The sequence below is a fragment of the Ponticaulis sp. genome (genome assembly GCF_029210165.1).
Taxonomy (GTDB): domain Bacteria; phylum Pseudomonadota; class Alphaproteobacteria; order Caulobacterales; family Hyphomonadaceae; genus Ponticaulis.
In genome coordinates this window covers 1804822-1821829 of the sequence record NZ_JARGNT010000001.1, presented here as the reverse complement: position 1 = coordinate 1821829, position 17008 = coordinate 1804822, and the positions used below count along the sequence as shown (strand labels likewise).

The window sequence follows — 17008 nt, the reverse complement described above, 5'->3', positions numbered from 1 at the left end:
GCTAGCGACGTACCCGAAGCACTTCGGGGCGTCGCAGCGCGAAGAAAAAGTCGCTATCGAACGGGCCTTCCGCCCAATTGTCCGGCAGATCATCGACGCGCGACTTCATATGCGCGCTGTTATAATCTCGTTCGCGCAGCATCCATCCGGCAGGCACATTATCCGCCAGCGACTGCGTGATCACTCGGCGGCGTACACGCGCAGCGCCTGACACTTTCGCAAGTTGAACAGCTGCGTCGAGCATATCCGCGTCACTGACGGCGCTTTCATCGAGGCTGACCATGTCCTCAATCTCCAGCGCGGAGGCTGAGAACATATCATCCTTGGCAAGCGACACGGCGAGCAGCGCCACCAGAGCGCCATCACGGACAACGCCAAGCAAGCGCATAGCATCGTGATAATCCGGATCGGCCAGCCGATAGCGCCAGATTTCAGAGGACCGGTCAGGCTGAAGTGTTGCTCCGGCCTGAAGCGCCTCATTGAACGCATCGAGCAAATCGGACATAGCCGGGTCGCTAGGATCGATCACGGCAAAGCTGGCGAATTCACCGGCTTTTGGCAACGCTCTGACACCCCGTTCCAGATGCTCCCAGCCTGATGCCAGAGCACGGAGCGGGCTGTTTTTGAGGGCGTTGTAAACACGCGAGCGCAGAAGCGCGCTCCAGCGGACAGGCTTTTCAAGGAAAAGGCGCCCCAACTGCCCCCGCCATGGGTGCACGTCCACATACGGATAGATGGGTGCTGATAAGGCGTTATTATTCAGCGTGTTGACCCCGTCCGCACCGTGCGATTTCAGCATATGACGGAGCAGTTTCAGGCCAATGCCGGGCTTGAGTTGTCGCGACACAAATGTGTGTGCAGACACCATGCTTCGTTCTGTCGTCCCGCTTTTAAAACTGCGGCGCTGCGTGCAAATAAAGGCTTCCGCGCGCCCTTCTTTCATCGCGACATAGCCGGCCGGCTCATCGCCCTGTTCGGGGTTATCAAATAATACCCATCGCCAGCCTTCCAGCGACCGTGCCGGAAAACCGCAAATCTCGTTCAGCTCCACCAGATCGGGCAGATGGGATGGACTGACGGGTAGAATTTCGACCTTAGACGGCAACGGCCAGATAACCCACACAAACGACGTTCATAAGCCGGTTTAGCACCCGCGCCTTAAGCGAGCCTTGCCAGCAACACTGTTTTTTCGACACGATCACGGAATTTATGGACCAAACAGGATGGATTCCGGCACATTTCTTACTTCCGAATCCGGCCGTTCCCCGTTAAAGAGCGCGTATGACTGATACCACCGACCTCTCCGCCAAAATCGTCACTGCCATGCAGACCGTCCAGAACCAATCGGACGCTGCCGAACATGGCATCAATACCGAAGAATGGGATCGCCTGATCACACGTCTCGGCAGACACCCTAATCTGGTGGAACTGGGCATTTATTCGGTGATGTGGTCGGAGCATTGCTCTTACAAATCTTCACGCCGTCACCTCTCTAAATTCCCGACGAAGAATGAATTTGTCATTCAGGGTCCGGGCGAGAATGCTGGTGTCATCGACATTGGCGACGGTCAGGCGGCGATCTTCAAAATGGAGAGCCACAACCACCCGTCTTACATCGAGCCTTATCAGGGCGCGGCGACAGGCGTTGGCGGCATCCTGCGCGACGTCTTCACAATGGGCGCGCGCCCGATTGCACTGGTGAACGCGCTGCGCTTTGGCGAGCCGGATCACCCGAAAACACGCTCTCTGGTGGCAGGCGTTGTTCACGGTATTGGTGGCTATGGTAACTGTGTCGGCGTTCCGACGGTTGCTGGTGAAACCCAGTTCGACGCTGGCTATAACGGCAACATCCTCGTCAACGCTATGGCTGTTGGCCTGGCCGATCAGGACAAGATTTTCTACGCACGCGGCGCAACGCCGGGCAACCCGATCTTCTATGTTGGCTCCAAAACCGGCCGCGACGGTATTCACGGCGCGACGATGGCGTCTGCAGAATTCTCTGAAGGTGACGAAGAGAAACGCCCAACCGTTCAGGTTGGCGACCCGTTCACCGAGAAGCTTCTCATCGAAGCCTGCCTTGAGCTGATGGAAACTGACGCCATTCAGGCCATTCAGGATATGGGCGCAGCTGGCCTCACCTCCTCTTCTGTCGAGATGGCAGACAGTGGCGGCGAGAACGGCGAAGGCATTGGCGTTGAGATGGATCTCGACAAAGTGCCTCAGCGCGAAGAAGGCATGACAGCTTACGAAATCATGCTGTCTGAAAGCCAGGAGCGTATGCTCATGGTCCTCAAGCCGGGCAAGGAAGCCGTCGCCAAAGCGATCTTCGACAAATGGGACCTGGACGCTGAAGTCATCGGCATGACGACCGACTCCGGTCGTCTGGTACTGAAGCAGCACGGCGAAGTCGTCTGCGACATCCCTGTCGCGCCGCTGGCTGACGACGCACCAAATTATGACCGCCCATGGAACGAGCCGCCAAAGCGTGCGCCGTTCGACCTATCTAAACACGCAGAGCCATCCGACTTCGCAGACGTGCTCCTGAAGCTCATGTCCTGCCCGGATATGGCGTCCAAGCGCTGGGTCTGGGAACAGTATGACCGCCACGTTATGGGCGATACGGTGGACAGCTCCACATCTGGCGGCGACGCGGCTATTGTTCGTATTCATGGCACAAACAAAGCGCTCGCCATCTGTTCAGACTGTAACCCGCATTATGTCGCGGCAGACCCGTTTGAAGGCGGCAAAGGCGTAGTCGCGGAAGCCTATCGCAACCTTTCAGCGGTTGGCGCAAAACCGATTGCGATTACCGACAACCTCAACTTCGGCAACCCTGAAAAGCCGAACACAATGGGCTATATCGTGAAAGCGATTGAGGGCATGGCAGCCGCTTGTGGCGAGCTGAACTTCCCTGTCGTGTCCGGTAACGTCTCTCTCTACAACGAGACTGACGGCATCGCGATCCCGCCGACACCTGTTGTTGGCGGCGTTGGCCTCATCGAAGACGTGACCAAAGTTGCAACGCTTAAAGGCGCGCAAGCCGGTGACCGTGTGGTACTGATCAGCGAAACGACGCCTCACCTTGGCGCGTCTCTCTATGCACGCGAATGGCTTGGCCTGAAGGGCGAAGAGCTCGGCCCACCACCGTCAGCTATGCTCGACACTGAAATCGACAATGGCGAGTTCATCCGCAAGCTGATCGGCGAAGGCGTCGTCAACGCAGTGCATGACGTGTCTGATGGCGGCATTGCGTGTGCGGCGGCTGAAATGGCCCTTGCTGGCGGCGTAGGCGTGTCCTTCTGCGCTCCGGAGCCAGGTGAAGACTCAGAACTCACCCAGCTCTTCGGTGAGCGCCCTGCAAGCTATCTGATCGCCGTAAGCGACGACCAGCTGGAACAGTGGGATTCAGAAGGCTTCCTGCCATACGTTCTGGGCAAGTTTGAAGGCGACAGCATCTCAATCGACACAGGCGTCAGCCCGAATGTTGTGAACCACACCATCACGCTCGAAGCGCTTCGCGACGCGCATGAAGGCTGGATGCCACGCTATATGGCCGGCGAGTAAACCTCGCCAGCTAGAGCACTTCTGCGGCTGGCTTTTGCGCGTCTTTCGCGCGCTTAAAAGCCGGTCGCACGCTCATCCTGTCCCAATAGGTCTGCAGCGTGTCAGGTAGTGGCTTCAGGATATCCAGCGCCTGCGCCAGCAACAGCGCATAAGTCACAGACACATCCGCCGCCGTGAACCGGTCTGCCGCGACATAATCATGACCGGCAAGACGCGTCTCGAGCGCTGTCAGACGCCCTAGAAACCATTTCGCATAAGCTTCGGCGACGACGGGCTGGCGCCGCTCTTCCGGCTCAAGGCGGGTATATCTCAGCACCAGCGTTTGCGGGAAGGTCAACGTCGCCTCACCGTAATGAAGCGTGTTGAGATAAGCGCCAAATTCCGGCTCGTCCGGCCCCACATGCAGCTCTTCCGGGCCATACTTTGCCGCCAGATACTCGCAGATTGCCGCAGATTCCGTCATGCGCGTATCGCCGTCGATCAGGAGGGGAATTGTACCGAGCGGATTTTCTTCCAGATACTCAGGCTTCTTCCAGCGCGGCGGAAACGGGAGCAGCTCCAGCTCATAGTCCAGCCCGCATTCTTCCAGCATCCAGAGCGCCCGGAATGAGCGTGCATCGCGGCAGTGATAAAGCCTGATCATGTTGTTCCTCCCGTTTTCGCGCATGGGGCCACGGAAAGCGCCACGTCGCAATATTCACTTAGCGTCAACCGCGCATTGCAAGCTGCAGCCCCCTCCCGCATACTTCAGATCAGCAAGAAGCAACGGAGCGCCTCATGACAGTGACCTCCATGAAAGAGACCCGCAGCCCGCAAGCGGACACCAACCCGTTCGAGGCACTCATAGAGCGCATGCGCGATCCATCGCGCAAACGGCCTGTCATATTTCGCCATGACAACTGGCACTCCAACCGGCAGATGACGCTCGTCGTGGTAACGGATGCGAACGCATCAAACGATGACAGCCATAATTTCGTACATGAGCTGAAAGAGCTGGATATCGTACGCGCTATCGTCCCGATTACGCAGGGCGGGCTCGCATGCGCGGTGGCAGAACTTGCCCGCAGCTTGCGGTGCGGTTTCGCGATAGAGCTTGCGCGCGCCGAAACCAGCGCGGACAGAACTGCCTCCGACGTTCTGAGCGATCTGTTGTATAGCGATGTACCAACCCGTTATCTGCTGGCTATTCCGAACCATCAGGTCCGCAAAGGTAGCGATTTCGAGGCGCAATTATTCCGTCCCTCAAACGTTGAGGTCCGCGCAGCAGGCCGTCTCGATCGCGATACTCACATGCTGAAAATTTCTCTGTCAGATGAAACTGGCCTTCTGTCACAGAAGACATTTTCCAGAGAGACGTTCGAAGCTAGGGCGTTCGAAAGCATCTAACCCTCCCCCCTTGCCCAAGGGTCAGCTCCCGCTCATACTCAACTACATAAATGAGGGGAGACACCCCCAAGGGAGGACATTATGAATACCAGATTGCTCGGCGGTGTCGCGCTCGCCGCTATGCTTGCTGTCACGGCCTGTTCCCAGTCAGAGCCAGCTGCGCCAGAACCAGAAGCTCACGCCGAAACAGAAACCGCCGCGCCGCCATCCGGTCGTGTGCATGGCGTAGACACGGTCGTGCCGGAAAGCGTCGGCTTTGCGTCCGACCGCCTTGCCGCACTGGACGCTCAATATCAGGCGCTCGTCGATGAAGGAAAGCTGGCAGGCTATGTCTGGCTGGTATCGCGTCACGGCCAGATCGCGGACTTCTACACCTATGGCGTCACCAATTACGACACGCAGGCGCCGATGCGGCACGATACGATTTTCCGTATCGCCTCCATGACCAAGCCGGTCACGGGCGTTGCCATGATGATGCTGTATGAGGACGGCCTCTGGCAGATGGACGATCCTGTATCCGATTATATACCGGAATTTGCAGACCTCGTCGTCGCCACCGAAGATGGCGGCACAGAACCAATGGCCAGCCCGATGACCATGGCACAGCTCATGTCTCACTCGGCAGGCTTTGGCGTTTCAGCGACCTATTCCGATGCCAACCTTCAGGCAACCGATCTGCAGGGCATGATCGACACGCTGGCAGAGCTGCCGCTTGTCTCACAGCCGGGGACTGCCTGGGATTACGGCCCGAGCGTGAACGTGCAGGGTTATATCGTCGAGCAACTCTCTGGCATGACGCTGGAAGAGTTCTTTGAAACTCGCATTTTCGAACCACTGGGCATGGATGACACCGGCTTCTGGGTGCCAGCTGACCAGCAGGAACGCGTGACGCGTATCTTCGATTACGCAGACGATGGCTCGCTCTTCATGATGGATGAGCGCGCGCAGAATGAGAGCCCGCAATTCCTGTCCGGCAGTGGCGGCCTGTTCTCTACTCCGCTCGACTATTGGGCCTTCACACAGATGCTGCAGGGCGAAGGCGAATATAATGGCGCACGCCTGCTCGAGCCGGAAACCGTCGAACTGATGCGTCAGAACGTGCTGGCTGACGGCGTGCCGGTCGACCTTTACGGCCCGGATATGCCGGGCATTGGCTTCGGCATGGATTTCGCCGTGGTGATGGATGAAGACATTGCTGACGGATCCCAAAGCACCGGCTCATATTACTGGGGCGGCTTCTTTGGCACGAGCTTCTGGATCGATCCGGTTGAAGATCTCGTCTTCGTGGCGATGATCCAGAACAATAACGGCTCAAACCCGTATCGCGGCACACCGCCTCTGCGTGAAATGGCCGTTGAAGCCGTCTATGAGGCGCTTGAAGAGTAAAATCTCTGGCAGCGGCGCGGATCACAGTTTTGTTAGAAATTGGAACCGCGCCGCTCACCAGACTATCTTTCTGTAGAGTTTCACTGATCTCACACGGAAAGGCCCCGAATGACCTCCAGTTTTCGAACCCTCGCCCTCACAACAGCCCTTGGCGCAGCGCTCACCTCAACCGCTTTTGCAGATGATCACACCGAAGCCTTTGAGGTGACAGGCAGTGACGGCGTCACACTAAACGCAGAGCCTCTGGAAAGCTTCGAAAACCCGTGGGCCATGACCTTCCTGCCAGATGGCCACGCGCTGGTGACAGAACAGGGCGGCGCGCTCTGGCTCCTCAATCCTGATGGCACCAAGCATTCTGAAGTCGGCAATGTACCAGGCGTCGTCATGCGCAATCAGGGCGGACTCGGCGACATTATCATCCATCCGGACTTTGCCGAGAACAGCCAGGTCTTCCTGTCGTATGTCGCGCGCGATCCGCAAAATGACGAGCTGAGCGGCGCTGTCGTGGAACGTGCAGAACTCGTCGAGACCGGAGACGGTTTTGAGCTGGCCGAGCGCACAATCATCTGGGAACAGTCACCGATGATGCGCGGCAATGGTCACTATTCCCACCGCCTCGCAGTCGCACCGGACGGCAATCTGATCATCACCTCCGGCGACAGACAGCACTTTACGCCTGCGCAGAACATGTCGATGAATCTGGGCAAGACGATCCGCATCACGACGGACGGCGAACCGCTTGAAGACAACCCGTTCTATGGTGAAGGCGGCGTCGCAGATACAATCTGGTCGCTCGGCCACCGCAATATGCTGGGCATTGATTTTGACGCTCAGGGCCGGATGTGGGTGCAGGAAATGGGCCCGCGCCATGGTGACGAGCTGAACCTTGTGCATCGCGCGGAAAATTACGGCTATCCGGTCGTTTCTGAAGGCGACCACTATAACGGCACCGAAATTCCGGATCATGCCGACATCCCGATCTATTCAGCACCGATTGTATCCTGGGTGCCAGCGATCAGCCCGGCAGGCCTGATTGTCTATGATGGCGATCTGTTCGCTGACTGGACCGGTGACATCTTTATCGGCGGCCTCTCATCGCAGGCGCTGGTCCGCGTTGAGATTACGGACGAAACAAACGAGCGCGGCCGCTCCAGCACGACCGGCGAAGAGGCAGGCCGGTATGAATGGGAAGAGCGCATTCGTGAGGTCGAAGAAGGCCCTGACGGCGCAATCTACGTTCTGGAAGATGAAGAAGGCGGACGCCTGATCCGCCTGACACCCGCCGGATAAAACAAAAGCCCCGCTTCGGCGGGACTTTTTCGTTTCGACTTATAGCGACAGCGGCGTTTCCATATGGCGCGCATACATCATGTCGCGATGCTTTAAGAGGATCGGGTCAAGCGCAGCATCCGTCGAAGGGTCAGATGAACTGAAAGCGAGACGTGTGCGCTCTCGCATCGCGCAGACCTCTTCCGGCAATGGCTTGAACATAGCCATGACTGCAGCGCTGTAGAAGTCGATACAGCTTGGCGCATTGCCGAGATAATAATCCGAGCCTGCCTCTTCCTGCACACGCAGCTGGTTTGCAAACATGAGAAGCAGGTCCGTCACACGCTGAGACGCGGCTTCGCCTTCGGCTTCAGAATACCCGTATTTAGCGGCCAGATAGTCTGCTGCAGGTCCAACAAACCCGCCCTGTCCTGTCAGCCCCATATGCACCATTTGAAGTCGGCGCATATCAGCAAGACCTCCCTGCCCCATCAGCTCATGCGAGAGGCCGATCGCGAGCGCCCGGTCACGCGTTGCCAGCGGCAGCACGGATGGCTCCGGTGCCAGCTTCTCGGCCAGCATCAGAACATCTACCCAGCCATGACGTGGCGGTTCATCATTATACATGACCACAGGCGCGCTCTGGCTGCCCGTCCAGCCTGTCTGCGCCTCATCGCTCGTTGTCAGGCGCACAGCCAGCCAGTCTATGCCTTTGAAATACAAAAGCCCCTTGGCCGCCTCACCCCACGGGCTTGGCACTTCGGACACAACAGTCATCCGCAGGCCGGACGCCTTAATGGCTGCGTCTGTTTCAACATACTTCACCGGCATGGGGTGTCCCTTCGCATTATTCTCTGCGCACACTAGCGAGGCGCGCATGGATTGTTACCCCAAAAAAGAAAAACCCCTGACGCGGCGACGTCAGGGGCTCTTCCCGATGCTCAGGTCGATTAGAACTGGTAACCGACACCAAGCATGACACCATCTGTGTCTGTCTCCTCGAAGGAGTAATAGGTGTAGTCACCTTTCAGATACCAGCTGTCTGTCAGGTCATACTGGAGGCCTGCACCAATGGCCGGGCCTTCACTTGAGTCCTCAATGCTCGCCAGTGTTGTGCCACCTGGTGTCTGCACTTCGGCATCAATGTCGATATAGGCGTAACCCGCACGGGCATAGGCGCTCAGGCGCTCTGTGACCGGCACGTCAGCGCGGCCATAAATACCGACCAGATAGTTCATCTGAACGTCGCCAGCGGCAGCAATCGTGTCTTCGAAGTCGCCATCATTATTGTCGTCGAGGTTAAACTCGTCTTCGTCGACATTATAGTCGAACTCGCCATCATCGACGCCTGAAGAGAGCTCACCCTCTACAGAGAACCAGTCATTGAACTGGTAACCAGTGCGGGCTGTAATGCCGTTCGTGTCGACGCCCTGTTCAGCACCGTCCGGCTTAATATCGAGATACTGGTAACCACCTTCTGCGTAGAAGCCGGTGTCCTGAGCTGCGGCTGTCTGTGCGCCAAATGCCAGACCCGAAATCGCAGTCGCTGCAAGCAATGCCTTGATCATAATAAACTCCTGTCAGTTGCTTGTCGCCAATAGCGGCGAGATGACAGGGATAACGAGCGCCGGATAAAGGCCGTTCCCATGACATTTTATCCATGTTTTGCCGTCGCAATTAAGCAACGGTTCCATCAAATTTACAGCCGCGCAAACTGCCATTAACACACTGAAATATAGAGCAAATTTATGCCTGCCATAGTGTCGACACAGAATGACAGAATTGCTGCCTTCTCCAATGTTACGGAGACTTCATGTCCGGACGCATCAATGCACCGACTGCACAACAAAACACCGCATCCGGACAAAATAAGGACAATCATCCAAGCAAATCCGTATTTCGGGCAAATATTTGTAGTACAGCGTCAATTGACCATTAATTGTGTCCTGATATAGTCATTGGATAGAACGCGTTTCCCCAACGCTGAACTTTTATACGCTGATTGGTCCCCGATCCGGGAAAAACCGATCAGCGTTTTTATTTTCCCGCTCAAATAATCTGTGCTGCCTGTTGGGCGATGAGCGCAATCAACTGCCTTCTTTCTTTGCAGACGGGGCAAAGTTTCTCAGTCAATCTCTTGACCAGATGGCGTGAGTGACGCTTCTTTCTCCGCACATTGGAGGATTACCATGAAAAAACATTTGATTCTGGCGAGCGCCAGCATCATGACCCTCGCGCTTGTTGGTGCCTGCACACCGGAAGCCGAAGAGGCAACGCCTGCACCAGCACCGGCAACGGACACGACCGGCCCGACAGTTGAAGACGCCCGCGCCTTCATCGAAAACGCTGAGAGCACACTCGCCGAGCTGAGCCGTGAAATCAGCCCGATCTATTGGGAACAGGCAACAAATATCACGCCGGAAACGAACGCTGCTGCGGCTGAAGCTGGTGCGCGCTCTACCCGCGCCCGCATCGAGTTTGCAAACGCAACACGTGACTATGTCGATCTGGACCTTCCAGAAGACCTGCAGCGCAAGCTTCAGATCATCCAGTCCGGCATGGTTCTGCCAGCGCCGAGCGCGGAAGGTGCAGCTGAAGAGCTGAACACCATCACCGCCGGCCTCGACGCGACCTACTCCACCGGCACATACGCCTTCCAGAACAACACCGACGAAGTCGCTGCCATTCTGGACGAAGCGTATGAAGGCACAGACTACACATATGATATGTCTGCCCTGACGCTGGACGAGCTTTCCACTGTTATTGAAACCTCCCGCAACCCGGACGTTCTCCAGGAAGCATGGGAAGGCTGGCGCACGGTTTCACCTGTCATGGCGTCTGAATACCAGCGCATGGTCGAAATCGCGACGGCTGGTGCAAACGAACTCGGCTATGATGATGTCGCAGAAATGTGGCTCTCACAGTACGACATGCCGCCAGAAGAGATGGAAGCAGAAGTCGAGCGCCTGTGGGGTCAGGTTTCCCCGCTTTATGACGAGCTTCACTGCTATGTCCGCGGCGAACTGAACGACTATTATGGCGACGACGTTCAACCGGCTGACGGCCCGATCCGCGCTGACCTGCTCGGCAATATGTGGGCCCAGTCATGGCAGAACATTTATAGCGTCGTTGCACCGGACGATCTGGCTGGCCCAAGCTATGACCTTACCACCCAGCTGCGTGACAACGACTACACACCGATCCAGATGGTCGAAACAGGCGAAGCCTTCTTCTCATCCCTCGGGTTTGCGCCTCTGCCGGAAACCTTCTGGGAACGCTCCCAGATTGTTCGCCCTGCCGACCGCGATGTTGTATGCCACGCCTCTGCATGGAACCTTGATGATGAGGAAGATATCCGCATCAAAATGTGTACCGAGGTAAACGCTGAGGACTTCCAGACGGTTCACCACGAGCTGGGTCACAACTATTACCAGCGTGCATACCGCCATCAGGACCATTTCTTCAAAGAAGGCGCACATGACGGCTTCCACGAAGCGATTGGTGACTTTGTCGCGCTCTCCATCACGCCATACTATCTGCAGGAAATCGGCCTGATCTCCGAAGAGCAGGTTCCAGGCGCAGATGCAGACCTTGCACTTCTGCTCGACACAGCGCTCGACAAGATCGCGTTCCTGCCGTTTGCGATTACAGTCGACCAGTGGCGCTGGAGCGTTCTGGACGGTTCAACAGAGCCTGCGAACTATAACGAAGCATGGTGGGCGCTGCGTGAAGCCAATCAGGGCATCACACCTCCGGGCCCACGTCCAGCTGACGCGTTCGATCCGGGTGCGAAATACCACATTCCGGGCAACACGCCTTACCTGCGTTACTTCCTCAGCTATATCCTGCAGTTCCAGTTCCACCAGGCTGCCTGCGAGATGGCTGGCTGGGAAGGCCCGCTGCACCGCTGCTCTATCTACGGAAATGAGGAAGTTGGTGAGCGTCTGAACGCTATGCTGGAAATGGGTGCGTCCGAACCATGGCGCGACGCGCTTGAAGCCTTCACGGGCACACGTGAAATGGACGGTTCTGCGATCACCGCTTACTTCGATCCGCTGATCGAATGGATGCGTGAAGAAAACGAAGGTCGCTCTTGCGGCTGGCAGTAAGCCTCACCCGATCAAATAAAGAAAAGCCCGCTGGTTTCAGCGGGCTTTTTTGTTGAGCTTTACTCTTCGGATATTTCCCGCGCGGGCGCCGAGAAGGCGCAGACATCCAGAATCTCCGGCGGCGTGTTGTAGAAGAACTCATCTGTACGCACACGAAGACGCGTCTTGTACGCCTCGAAATCTTCACTCGTTGTTTCGAGCACTTCCCAGCGCGGACGTTCCTCTTCCGGGATATTCAACGCAAGGCGTGCCGTCAGGATTTCATCGCCGCGTTCAGGGCGCTGGATGACGCCGCTCTCAATGGCTCGATCACCGCGCTTCAGCGCCTGAATATGCTCCATACCGGAGAGGACGCGACCGAACACCGTCAAATTCCGGTCGAGATAGCGCTGCGCATCCAGAACAATGTAGAATTCAGTGCTGCCGCTATCCGGGTCGACGCCGCGCGCCATTGCCATAGCGCCCGGACAATGCAGCAGCCATTCTGTGCCTGCTTCAGGATTACGCCCGACAGCAAACCCGTCGAGATGGCCAACCACCGGCGCAAACAGGTCTTCATTACCAAGCGGCACGAAGTCTTCATCGGACGCCATGCGCTCATTCTCGTTGGCAAGCGTTGGATAAACTTCGATCCGCTCATCAACTTCAAGCCCGCCCTGCGCCACGAAACCGTCAATCACGCGGTAAAAGCGCTCACCGTCATAAATGCCGCTGGAAATCAGCTCGCGCATTTGTTCGACATGGCCGGGCGCAAAATCCTCGTTCAGCTCGATCACCACCTCGCCGCTTTCCAGCGTCATGATGAGCAGGTTTTCCGGATAGACCTCGCGATAGCTGGATGTTGCATCCTGCTGCGCAATAGCGACCGGCGAAATGGCGGCCATCAGCGCGGCCAGTGATGGAATAATAAAACGACGCATTATGGGCTCCCCGAAATGTCTCCTGATGAGAGACTGATCAAAACCGGGCGGACTGGCAAGCCGCGCTTACAGCGCGTCGCGCTCGGACTGTATTGAAGCAAGAAAGGCCTCACTCTCTTCCACGAAACGCTCGGCACGCAGGCGCAGCCCCATGATAAAGCTGACCGTCGTCAGAAGCTGAACCTGAAAGCGCGGGTCTTCGCAGGCTTCTTCAATGCCTGTTGCAAGCACAATACGCGCACTGCCGCCTTCACCTTCAAAATCAACACCCACCAGCGGGCTACGGATCAAATGGTCCATCCACATGAGATTGAAATTGGTGTTGAACTAGTCCTGATCTTCGGTCAGGCGGCCACGATAGCCGCCCATCACCTGCCGGAATTCAGAGGATAGAAGATCAAGCAGCTCGTCGCGTCCCAATAGCTCGCTGAAGCTATTGTCGATAAATGACGGTGCGTAATCACGAATGGTGCTGGCAATGGCGGTGTTCAGCGCGTCCATCTGAGATTCGTCAGCTGTACAGGATCGCAACACTTCCAGCGCAATCACGCGCTCGTCCTGCTCTGCTTCAATGATCGCAACAAGGTCGTTTGCGATATCGATATTGGTTCTGACCTCACCTTCAAGGCGCTCCAGAGCCCCGATCAGCCGCGCATTATTCCGGTTCGCCTCATTCCAGTTGCCCAGCTGGATACCCAGATACACACCGAGAATGACAATCAGCATCTCGATCAGAACGGTGAACCAGTCCTGTTTGCGGATCGACGTGGAAAGCCTGCGCATGATCATCGCTGCGCGCCCTCCTCGGCCTCAACCTCTGTAATGAAGTCTCGAATGAGCTGGCGATAAAGATCCGGCACGCGCGATGGCCCTGCATGGCCAACACCTGGCAGCATTTCAAAGCGTGCATCCGGAACAAGCTCAGCAAAACCTTCCACTGTTACAGGTCGCGCCTCGTCAAACTCTCCCGTCATGAAGAGAACAGGCACATCAATATCGGCAAGACGGTCTGTGACATCAAAGTCTTTCAGCGTGCCCGTCGCGTTAAATTCTGTCGGCCCCCACATGTAATTATAGAGGAAGGAATTGCCCGGCGCGCCGGGGCAGGAATAACTCTCCACCACCTCGCCCGGCGACATATAAGCTGCATAGAACACCGCCGTCGCCTCGGCATATTCGGCGCTATCCGTCGTGCCCGCAGCTTCATGTTCGGTCAGAACGGCCTGAACATCCTCCGGCAATAGCGTGCGCAGATAGTTTGTATCTTCAATCCACGCCTCTGTGCTGATCAGCGGCGAAGACAGTACGACAGACTGCACCCCTTCTCCGCCGGTTTCGAGGACATAATACGCCGCCAGAGAGCCGCCCCAGCTATGTCCGCCAAGGTGAATTTCATCCAGCCCCAGCGCATCACGGATGGCATCGAACTCTTCAACGAAGCGGTCGCGGTTCCAGAGGCTTAAATCATCGGGACGGCCAGACCGCCCGGTGCCCAGTTGATCATAGCGGATCACAGGCCGCTCATCGCCCAATGGCGCGAGCAATTGATGCCAGCAGGATGTACCGCCAGGTCCGCCATGCATATAGACGAGCGGTATGCCGTCGCCTTCACCCGTGCCCATAACCTGATACCAGACAGGCCCGCCCGGAACGTCTACAAACCCGCTATGGGGTGAAAGGTCTGGCGGGGTCGTCGCGCAACCGGCCATAGCCAGCGCGGACAGCCCGCAAAGCCCGATCAACAGCTTCGATTTCACATCCATAATCAGCCTCCCCACACCCGAACCAAAAGTATGCATGTATTTCCGCGCATGTCTGCACATCTGGTTACAGGACGAGACGACTTCCCCATGTTTCACCATCCGGAGACAGGACCCACCTATCTCGCGAACCCGTCCAGACCGGTTCGCGCGCTGGGCGTATCTGCTTGAAATCAGCCGCCGATTCTCCAGACTGTGACGCATTCTGGGGTTTCAAATGACTGCTTTTATTCGCTTTTTGCTTATCGCAATCGGCCTGACGAGCTTAAGCCTCGTGCCGATTTACCGGGGCTATGATTTTTCTCGCGAAGCTGGTGACCTGATCGCATTGGGGGCTGGCGTTGCAGCGGGCGTGATCATCATCCTGCTCAGCACAATGGAAAAGACGTTCAAAGGCACGCTCGTCGCAGCGGCGCTCCTGTCTCTGATGACTTTGCCTGCTATGGCCGCCGTTGCACTCTATATTCGAGGCCCAATGCTTGGCCTTTCAGAAGCCGAGAGCTTCCCAATCTTCCGCAGCATTGTTGTTTTCTGCGTTGGCGCGATCATCCTGCAGGCCTTCGGGTTCACCTGCTATATCAAATCCTTCATTCGCTACGTGAAAGAAGGGCCGGCCTATAAGCGCAACCCCTTCTATCAGGCTGCTGAATAGAGGTTACCTCTGCCCCGGATACCAGAACGCCATATGGCAGCCCTTGCAGGTATTGTAGAGATTATCTGACTGAGCGACGAGCAGCGCCGCATCGCGGGTTTCAACAGCCGTCACGGCCAGATCAGCCTCTGCAGCGAAGGCCTCCATCATCGCGCGGAAGCCATCTGGATTGGCATCAATATTGGCCTGCACCTGCTCTGGCGGCACAAAGCCATTGCCCTCAAAGCCAAGGTCCACGCCCGGCGCAGCCACAACGAAATGCTCTGAAGCCGCCAGAAGAAGCGCAGTATCACGCAGCGCTACAGCGCCCTCACCCATGAGCGCCCATTGTTCTTCGGTGAGCAGAGAACCATCCAGCTCGCCATTGTCATCATACGCCCAGAAAGCCGTGTCGCCATAATTCTGGAAATCAGGCTGGAAGACATTCAGCATAGCCTCGTTGATCGTCAGCACAGGCGCGACTTCGTCTGGCGCGCCAGCGTGCGTACACGCGCCGACAATCGCAGCGGTCGCCACCGCAAGACCCGTAAGTTTAAGAGCATGTCTCATGATGCTTTCTCCCCTTTGCGCCAGACTATGACGATACCCCACTAACGCCAACAGGATTCAATGTCGCGCCTAACGGCGAGACGTCGAAGGATCACTCGGCAGCCTCCAGATCAGACACCAATGACGTCGCCTGTCGATCAAGGTAATCAAGAAACGACGGCAGCCACGCAAGTTTGCTCAGTTGCATATTCAGCTGCATTCGTAGCGCCTCCGTCTCCCGGAGACTTTCGGCTGAACGCACAACGAGGGCAAAGTTTTCTGGCGGAGGACAGTTTTCGTAGAATGTGTCCGGGTTTGCATCTGGCTGACTGGGTTCGGGACTGGATGCTAAGGAGAGACAGCCAGCGACGTGCGTGCCGACGCGGCCTTCAATCAGTTGGCGCGACAGATCACGATAGCCGGATTGAAATATCGTCAAGGTTTCAATCTCGTGGGAAGAGTCTTCATAATAGTCGCGGAGTCGGCGCTGTATCGGTCCGCTGGCGATGAGGTCGAGATCGCCAGCATTCTGAAGTTCCCTGTAAATCTGGGCAGATGGCTCAAACGGCCACTCGCCGCCGGCAATCCAGCTGTCGAGGACAAACGCCCACATCTCATCAATCGTTTCAGGCGGATCAGACCGCAGCGCGTCATCCACGCGCAGCGCAGCTTCCAGTACTTCTCCATACCATTGCCGACGCACCGCAAAGGCATCGAGATCAGCGTGGAGATCGGCAATGAGCCGCTCACGCGAGGACTCCGCCTCAATCCGGTTGCTCCGCGCTTCGTTCCAGTTATTGACCTGCAGACCGATGAAGACGCCCATCACCACGATCAGCGTCTCAATGATCACGGCAAACCAGTCCTGCTTGCGGATAGAGGTGGCAAGGCGTCTAAGGATCATGGCTTTGCTCTCTTAAAAATCTGCCTCAAAAGGGCATGCTTCGACCAGCTCGGTTCCGGGCGAAAGGCTGGAATTGAATATATCCTGTTCAACGAGCCAGCGACCGTCCGCCGAGCGTATACGTACTTCCAGGTACTTTCCAACATCCACACCCGTCTTCCCGTCATCGAGCGGAATCAACAGACATGAGCGCCCTCTGATAATCGCGTGATCCCCGATAACATCGATATGCTCAACGTGTAGAGCGATGCGGAAGCCCTCTTCATAAGTGGCCTCCCATGTCACAATTGCTTCGCGGCCCGTCACAGCGGGAGATCCCGGAGGCATCATCACGGCATCTGTGGTGAACAAATCCGCCAATGCTGCCCAATCATTCCGATTATAGGTCTCGACCCAGGTCTGCGTTGCCGACACCAGGTTAGCTTCATCATCCGCTTGTGATGGCGTTTCGCTACACCCACTTACGAAGCCGCTGACCGCAATGGCAAGCATCAAAAATACAGTTTTATTCACTTCGTCCCCAATCCTTC

17 protein-coding genes are annotated in these 17008 nt (G+C 56.7%); 6 read left to right on the top strand and 11 right to left on the bottom strand.

Translation table 11 applies throughout. From position 1 onward, the window contains the following. Window position 1: 1 nt before the first annotated feature. Window positions 2-1105 (bottom strand): hypothetical protein, encoded by a 1104-nt coding sequence (locus P1U45_RS08945; RefSeq protein ID WP_301058751.1) that lies wholly within the window; start codon window positions 1103-1105, stop codon window positions 2-4. Window positions 1106-1281: 176 nt separating this feature from the next. Between P1U45_RS08945 and purL the strand changes: the two genes are divergently transcribed. Then, window positions 1282-3564, top strand: a complete 2283-nt coding sequence (purL, locus tag P1U45_RS08940; protein WP_301058750.1) for a phosphoribosylformylglycinamidine synthase subunit PurL — start codon at window positions 1282-1284, stop codon at window positions 3562-3564. Between the two features lie 10 nt (window positions 3565-3574). Here purL and P1U45_RS08935 read toward each other — a convergent pair whose 3' ends face one another. Next, window positions 3575-4207: a glutathione S-transferase family protein gene (locus tag P1U45_RS08935; protein WP_301058749.1), complete on the bottom strand. Its 633-nt coding sequence runs from the start codon at window positions 4205-4207 to the stop codon at window positions 3575-3577. Window positions 4208-4341: 134 nt separating this feature from the next. On the opposite strand from P1U45_RS08935, the gene P1U45_RS08930 reads away from it, so the two are divergent. The 3 genes from P1U45_RS08930 to P1U45_RS08920 all read left to right on the top strand — a co-directional run bounded on the left by P1U45_RS08930 (window position 4342) and on the right by P1U45_RS08920 (window position 7626). Next, window positions 4342-4950, top strand: a complete 609-nt coding sequence (locus tag P1U45_RS08930) for a hypothetical protein (RefSeq protein WP_301058748.1) — start codon at window positions 4342-4344, stop codon at window positions 4948-4950. Between the two features lie 81 nt (window positions 4951-5031). Beyond that, the gene (locus P1U45_RS08925; protein ID WP_301058747.1) at window positions 5032-6336 is read left to right on the top strand and encodes a serine hydrolase domain-containing protein; all 1305 of its coding nucleotides are present in this window, start codon (window positions 5032-5034) and stop codon (window positions 6334-6336) included. A 108-nt stretch (window positions 6337-6444) separates the two neighbouring features. Further along, entirely contained in the window at window positions 6445-7626 is a 1182-nt protein-coding gene (locus P1U45_RS08920) for a PQQ-dependent sugar dehydrogenase (protein ID WP_301058746.1), read from the top strand. 39 nt (window positions 7627-7665) lie between these two features. Here P1U45_RS08920 and P1U45_RS08915 read toward each other — a convergent pair whose 3' ends face one another. Continuing rightward, complete coding sequence (locus tag P1U45_RS08915; RefSeq protein ID WP_301058745.1) at window positions 7666-8436, bottom strand: hypothetical protein; 771 nt, start codon at window positions 8434-8436, stop codon at window positions 7666-7668. 119 nt (window positions 8437-8555) lie between these two features. Then, entirely contained in the window at window positions 8556-9173 is a 618-nt protein-coding gene (locus P1U45_RS08910) for a porin family protein (RefSeq protein ID WP_301058744.1), read from the bottom strand. A gap of 621 nt (window positions 9174-9794) precedes the next feature. Between P1U45_RS08910 and P1U45_RS08905 the strand changes: the two genes are divergently transcribed. Next, complete coding sequence (locus P1U45_RS08905; RefSeq protein ID WP_293609775.1) at window positions 9795-11714, top strand: M2 family metallopeptidase; 1920 nt, start codon at window positions 9795-9797, stop codon at window positions 11712-11714. A gap of 59 nt (window positions 11715-11773) precedes the next feature. Here the strand turns inward: P1U45_RS08905 and P1U45_RS08900 are convergent, their stop codons facing one another. From P1U45_RS08900 to P1U45_RS08885, 4 genes are all read right to left on the bottom strand, one after another. After that, the gene (locus P1U45_RS08900; protein WP_301058743.1) at window positions 11774-12634 is read right to left on the bottom strand and encodes a peptidylprolyl isomerase; all 861 of its coding nucleotides are present in this window, start codon (window positions 12632-12634) and stop codon (window positions 11774-11776) included. Between the two features lie 66 nt (window positions 12635-12700). Beyond that, complete coding sequence (locus P1U45_RS08895) at window positions 12701-12925, bottom strand: hypothetical protein (protein ID WP_301058742.1); 225 nt, start codon at window positions 12923-12925, stop codon at window positions 12701-12703. 36 nt (window positions 12926-12961) lie between these two features. Then, window positions 12962-13423, bottom strand: coding sequence for a hypothetical protein (locus P1U45_RS08890; RefSeq protein ID WP_301058741.1), 462 nt, complete (start codon window positions 13421-13423; stop codon window positions 12962-12964). Then, complete coding sequence (locus P1U45_RS08885; RefSeq protein WP_301058740.1) at window positions 13420-14397, bottom strand: proline iminopeptidase-family hydrolase; 978 nt, start codon at window positions 14395-14397, stop codon at window positions 13420-13422. The genes P1U45_RS08890 and P1U45_RS08885 overlap by 4 nt, the downstream gene beginning before the upstream one ends. Before the next feature lie 214 nt (window positions 14398-14611). Between P1U45_RS08885 and P1U45_RS08880 the strand changes: the two genes are divergently transcribed. Further along, on the top strand, window positions 14612-15046 hold the full coding sequence (locus tag P1U45_RS08880) for a hypothetical protein (RefSeq protein ID WP_301058739.1): 435 nt from the start codon (window positions 14612-14614) through the stop codon (window positions 15044-15046). A 3-nt stretch (window positions 15047-15049) separates the two neighbouring features. Here the strand turns inward: P1U45_RS08880 and P1U45_RS08875 are convergent, their stop codons facing one another. The 3 genes from P1U45_RS08875 to P1U45_RS08865 form a co-directional block, all read right to left on the bottom strand. Then, entirely contained in the window at window positions 15050-15595 is a 546-nt protein-coding gene (locus tag P1U45_RS08875) for a cytochrome c (RefSeq protein ID WP_301058738.1), read from the bottom strand. A 91-nt stretch (window positions 15596-15686) separates the two neighbouring features. Beyond that, window positions 15687-16478, bottom strand: coding sequence for a hypothetical protein (locus P1U45_RS08870; protein WP_301058737.1), 792 nt, complete (start codon window positions 16476-16478; stop codon window positions 15687-15689). A gap of 12 nt (window positions 16479-16490) precedes the next feature. Then, window positions 16491-16991: an SgcJ/EcaC family oxidoreductase gene (locus tag P1U45_RS08865; protein WP_301058736.1), complete on the bottom strand. Its 501-nt coding sequence runs from the start codon at window positions 16989-16991 to the stop codon at window positions 16491-16493. Between the last annotated feature and the right edge of the window lie 17 nt (window positions 16992-17008).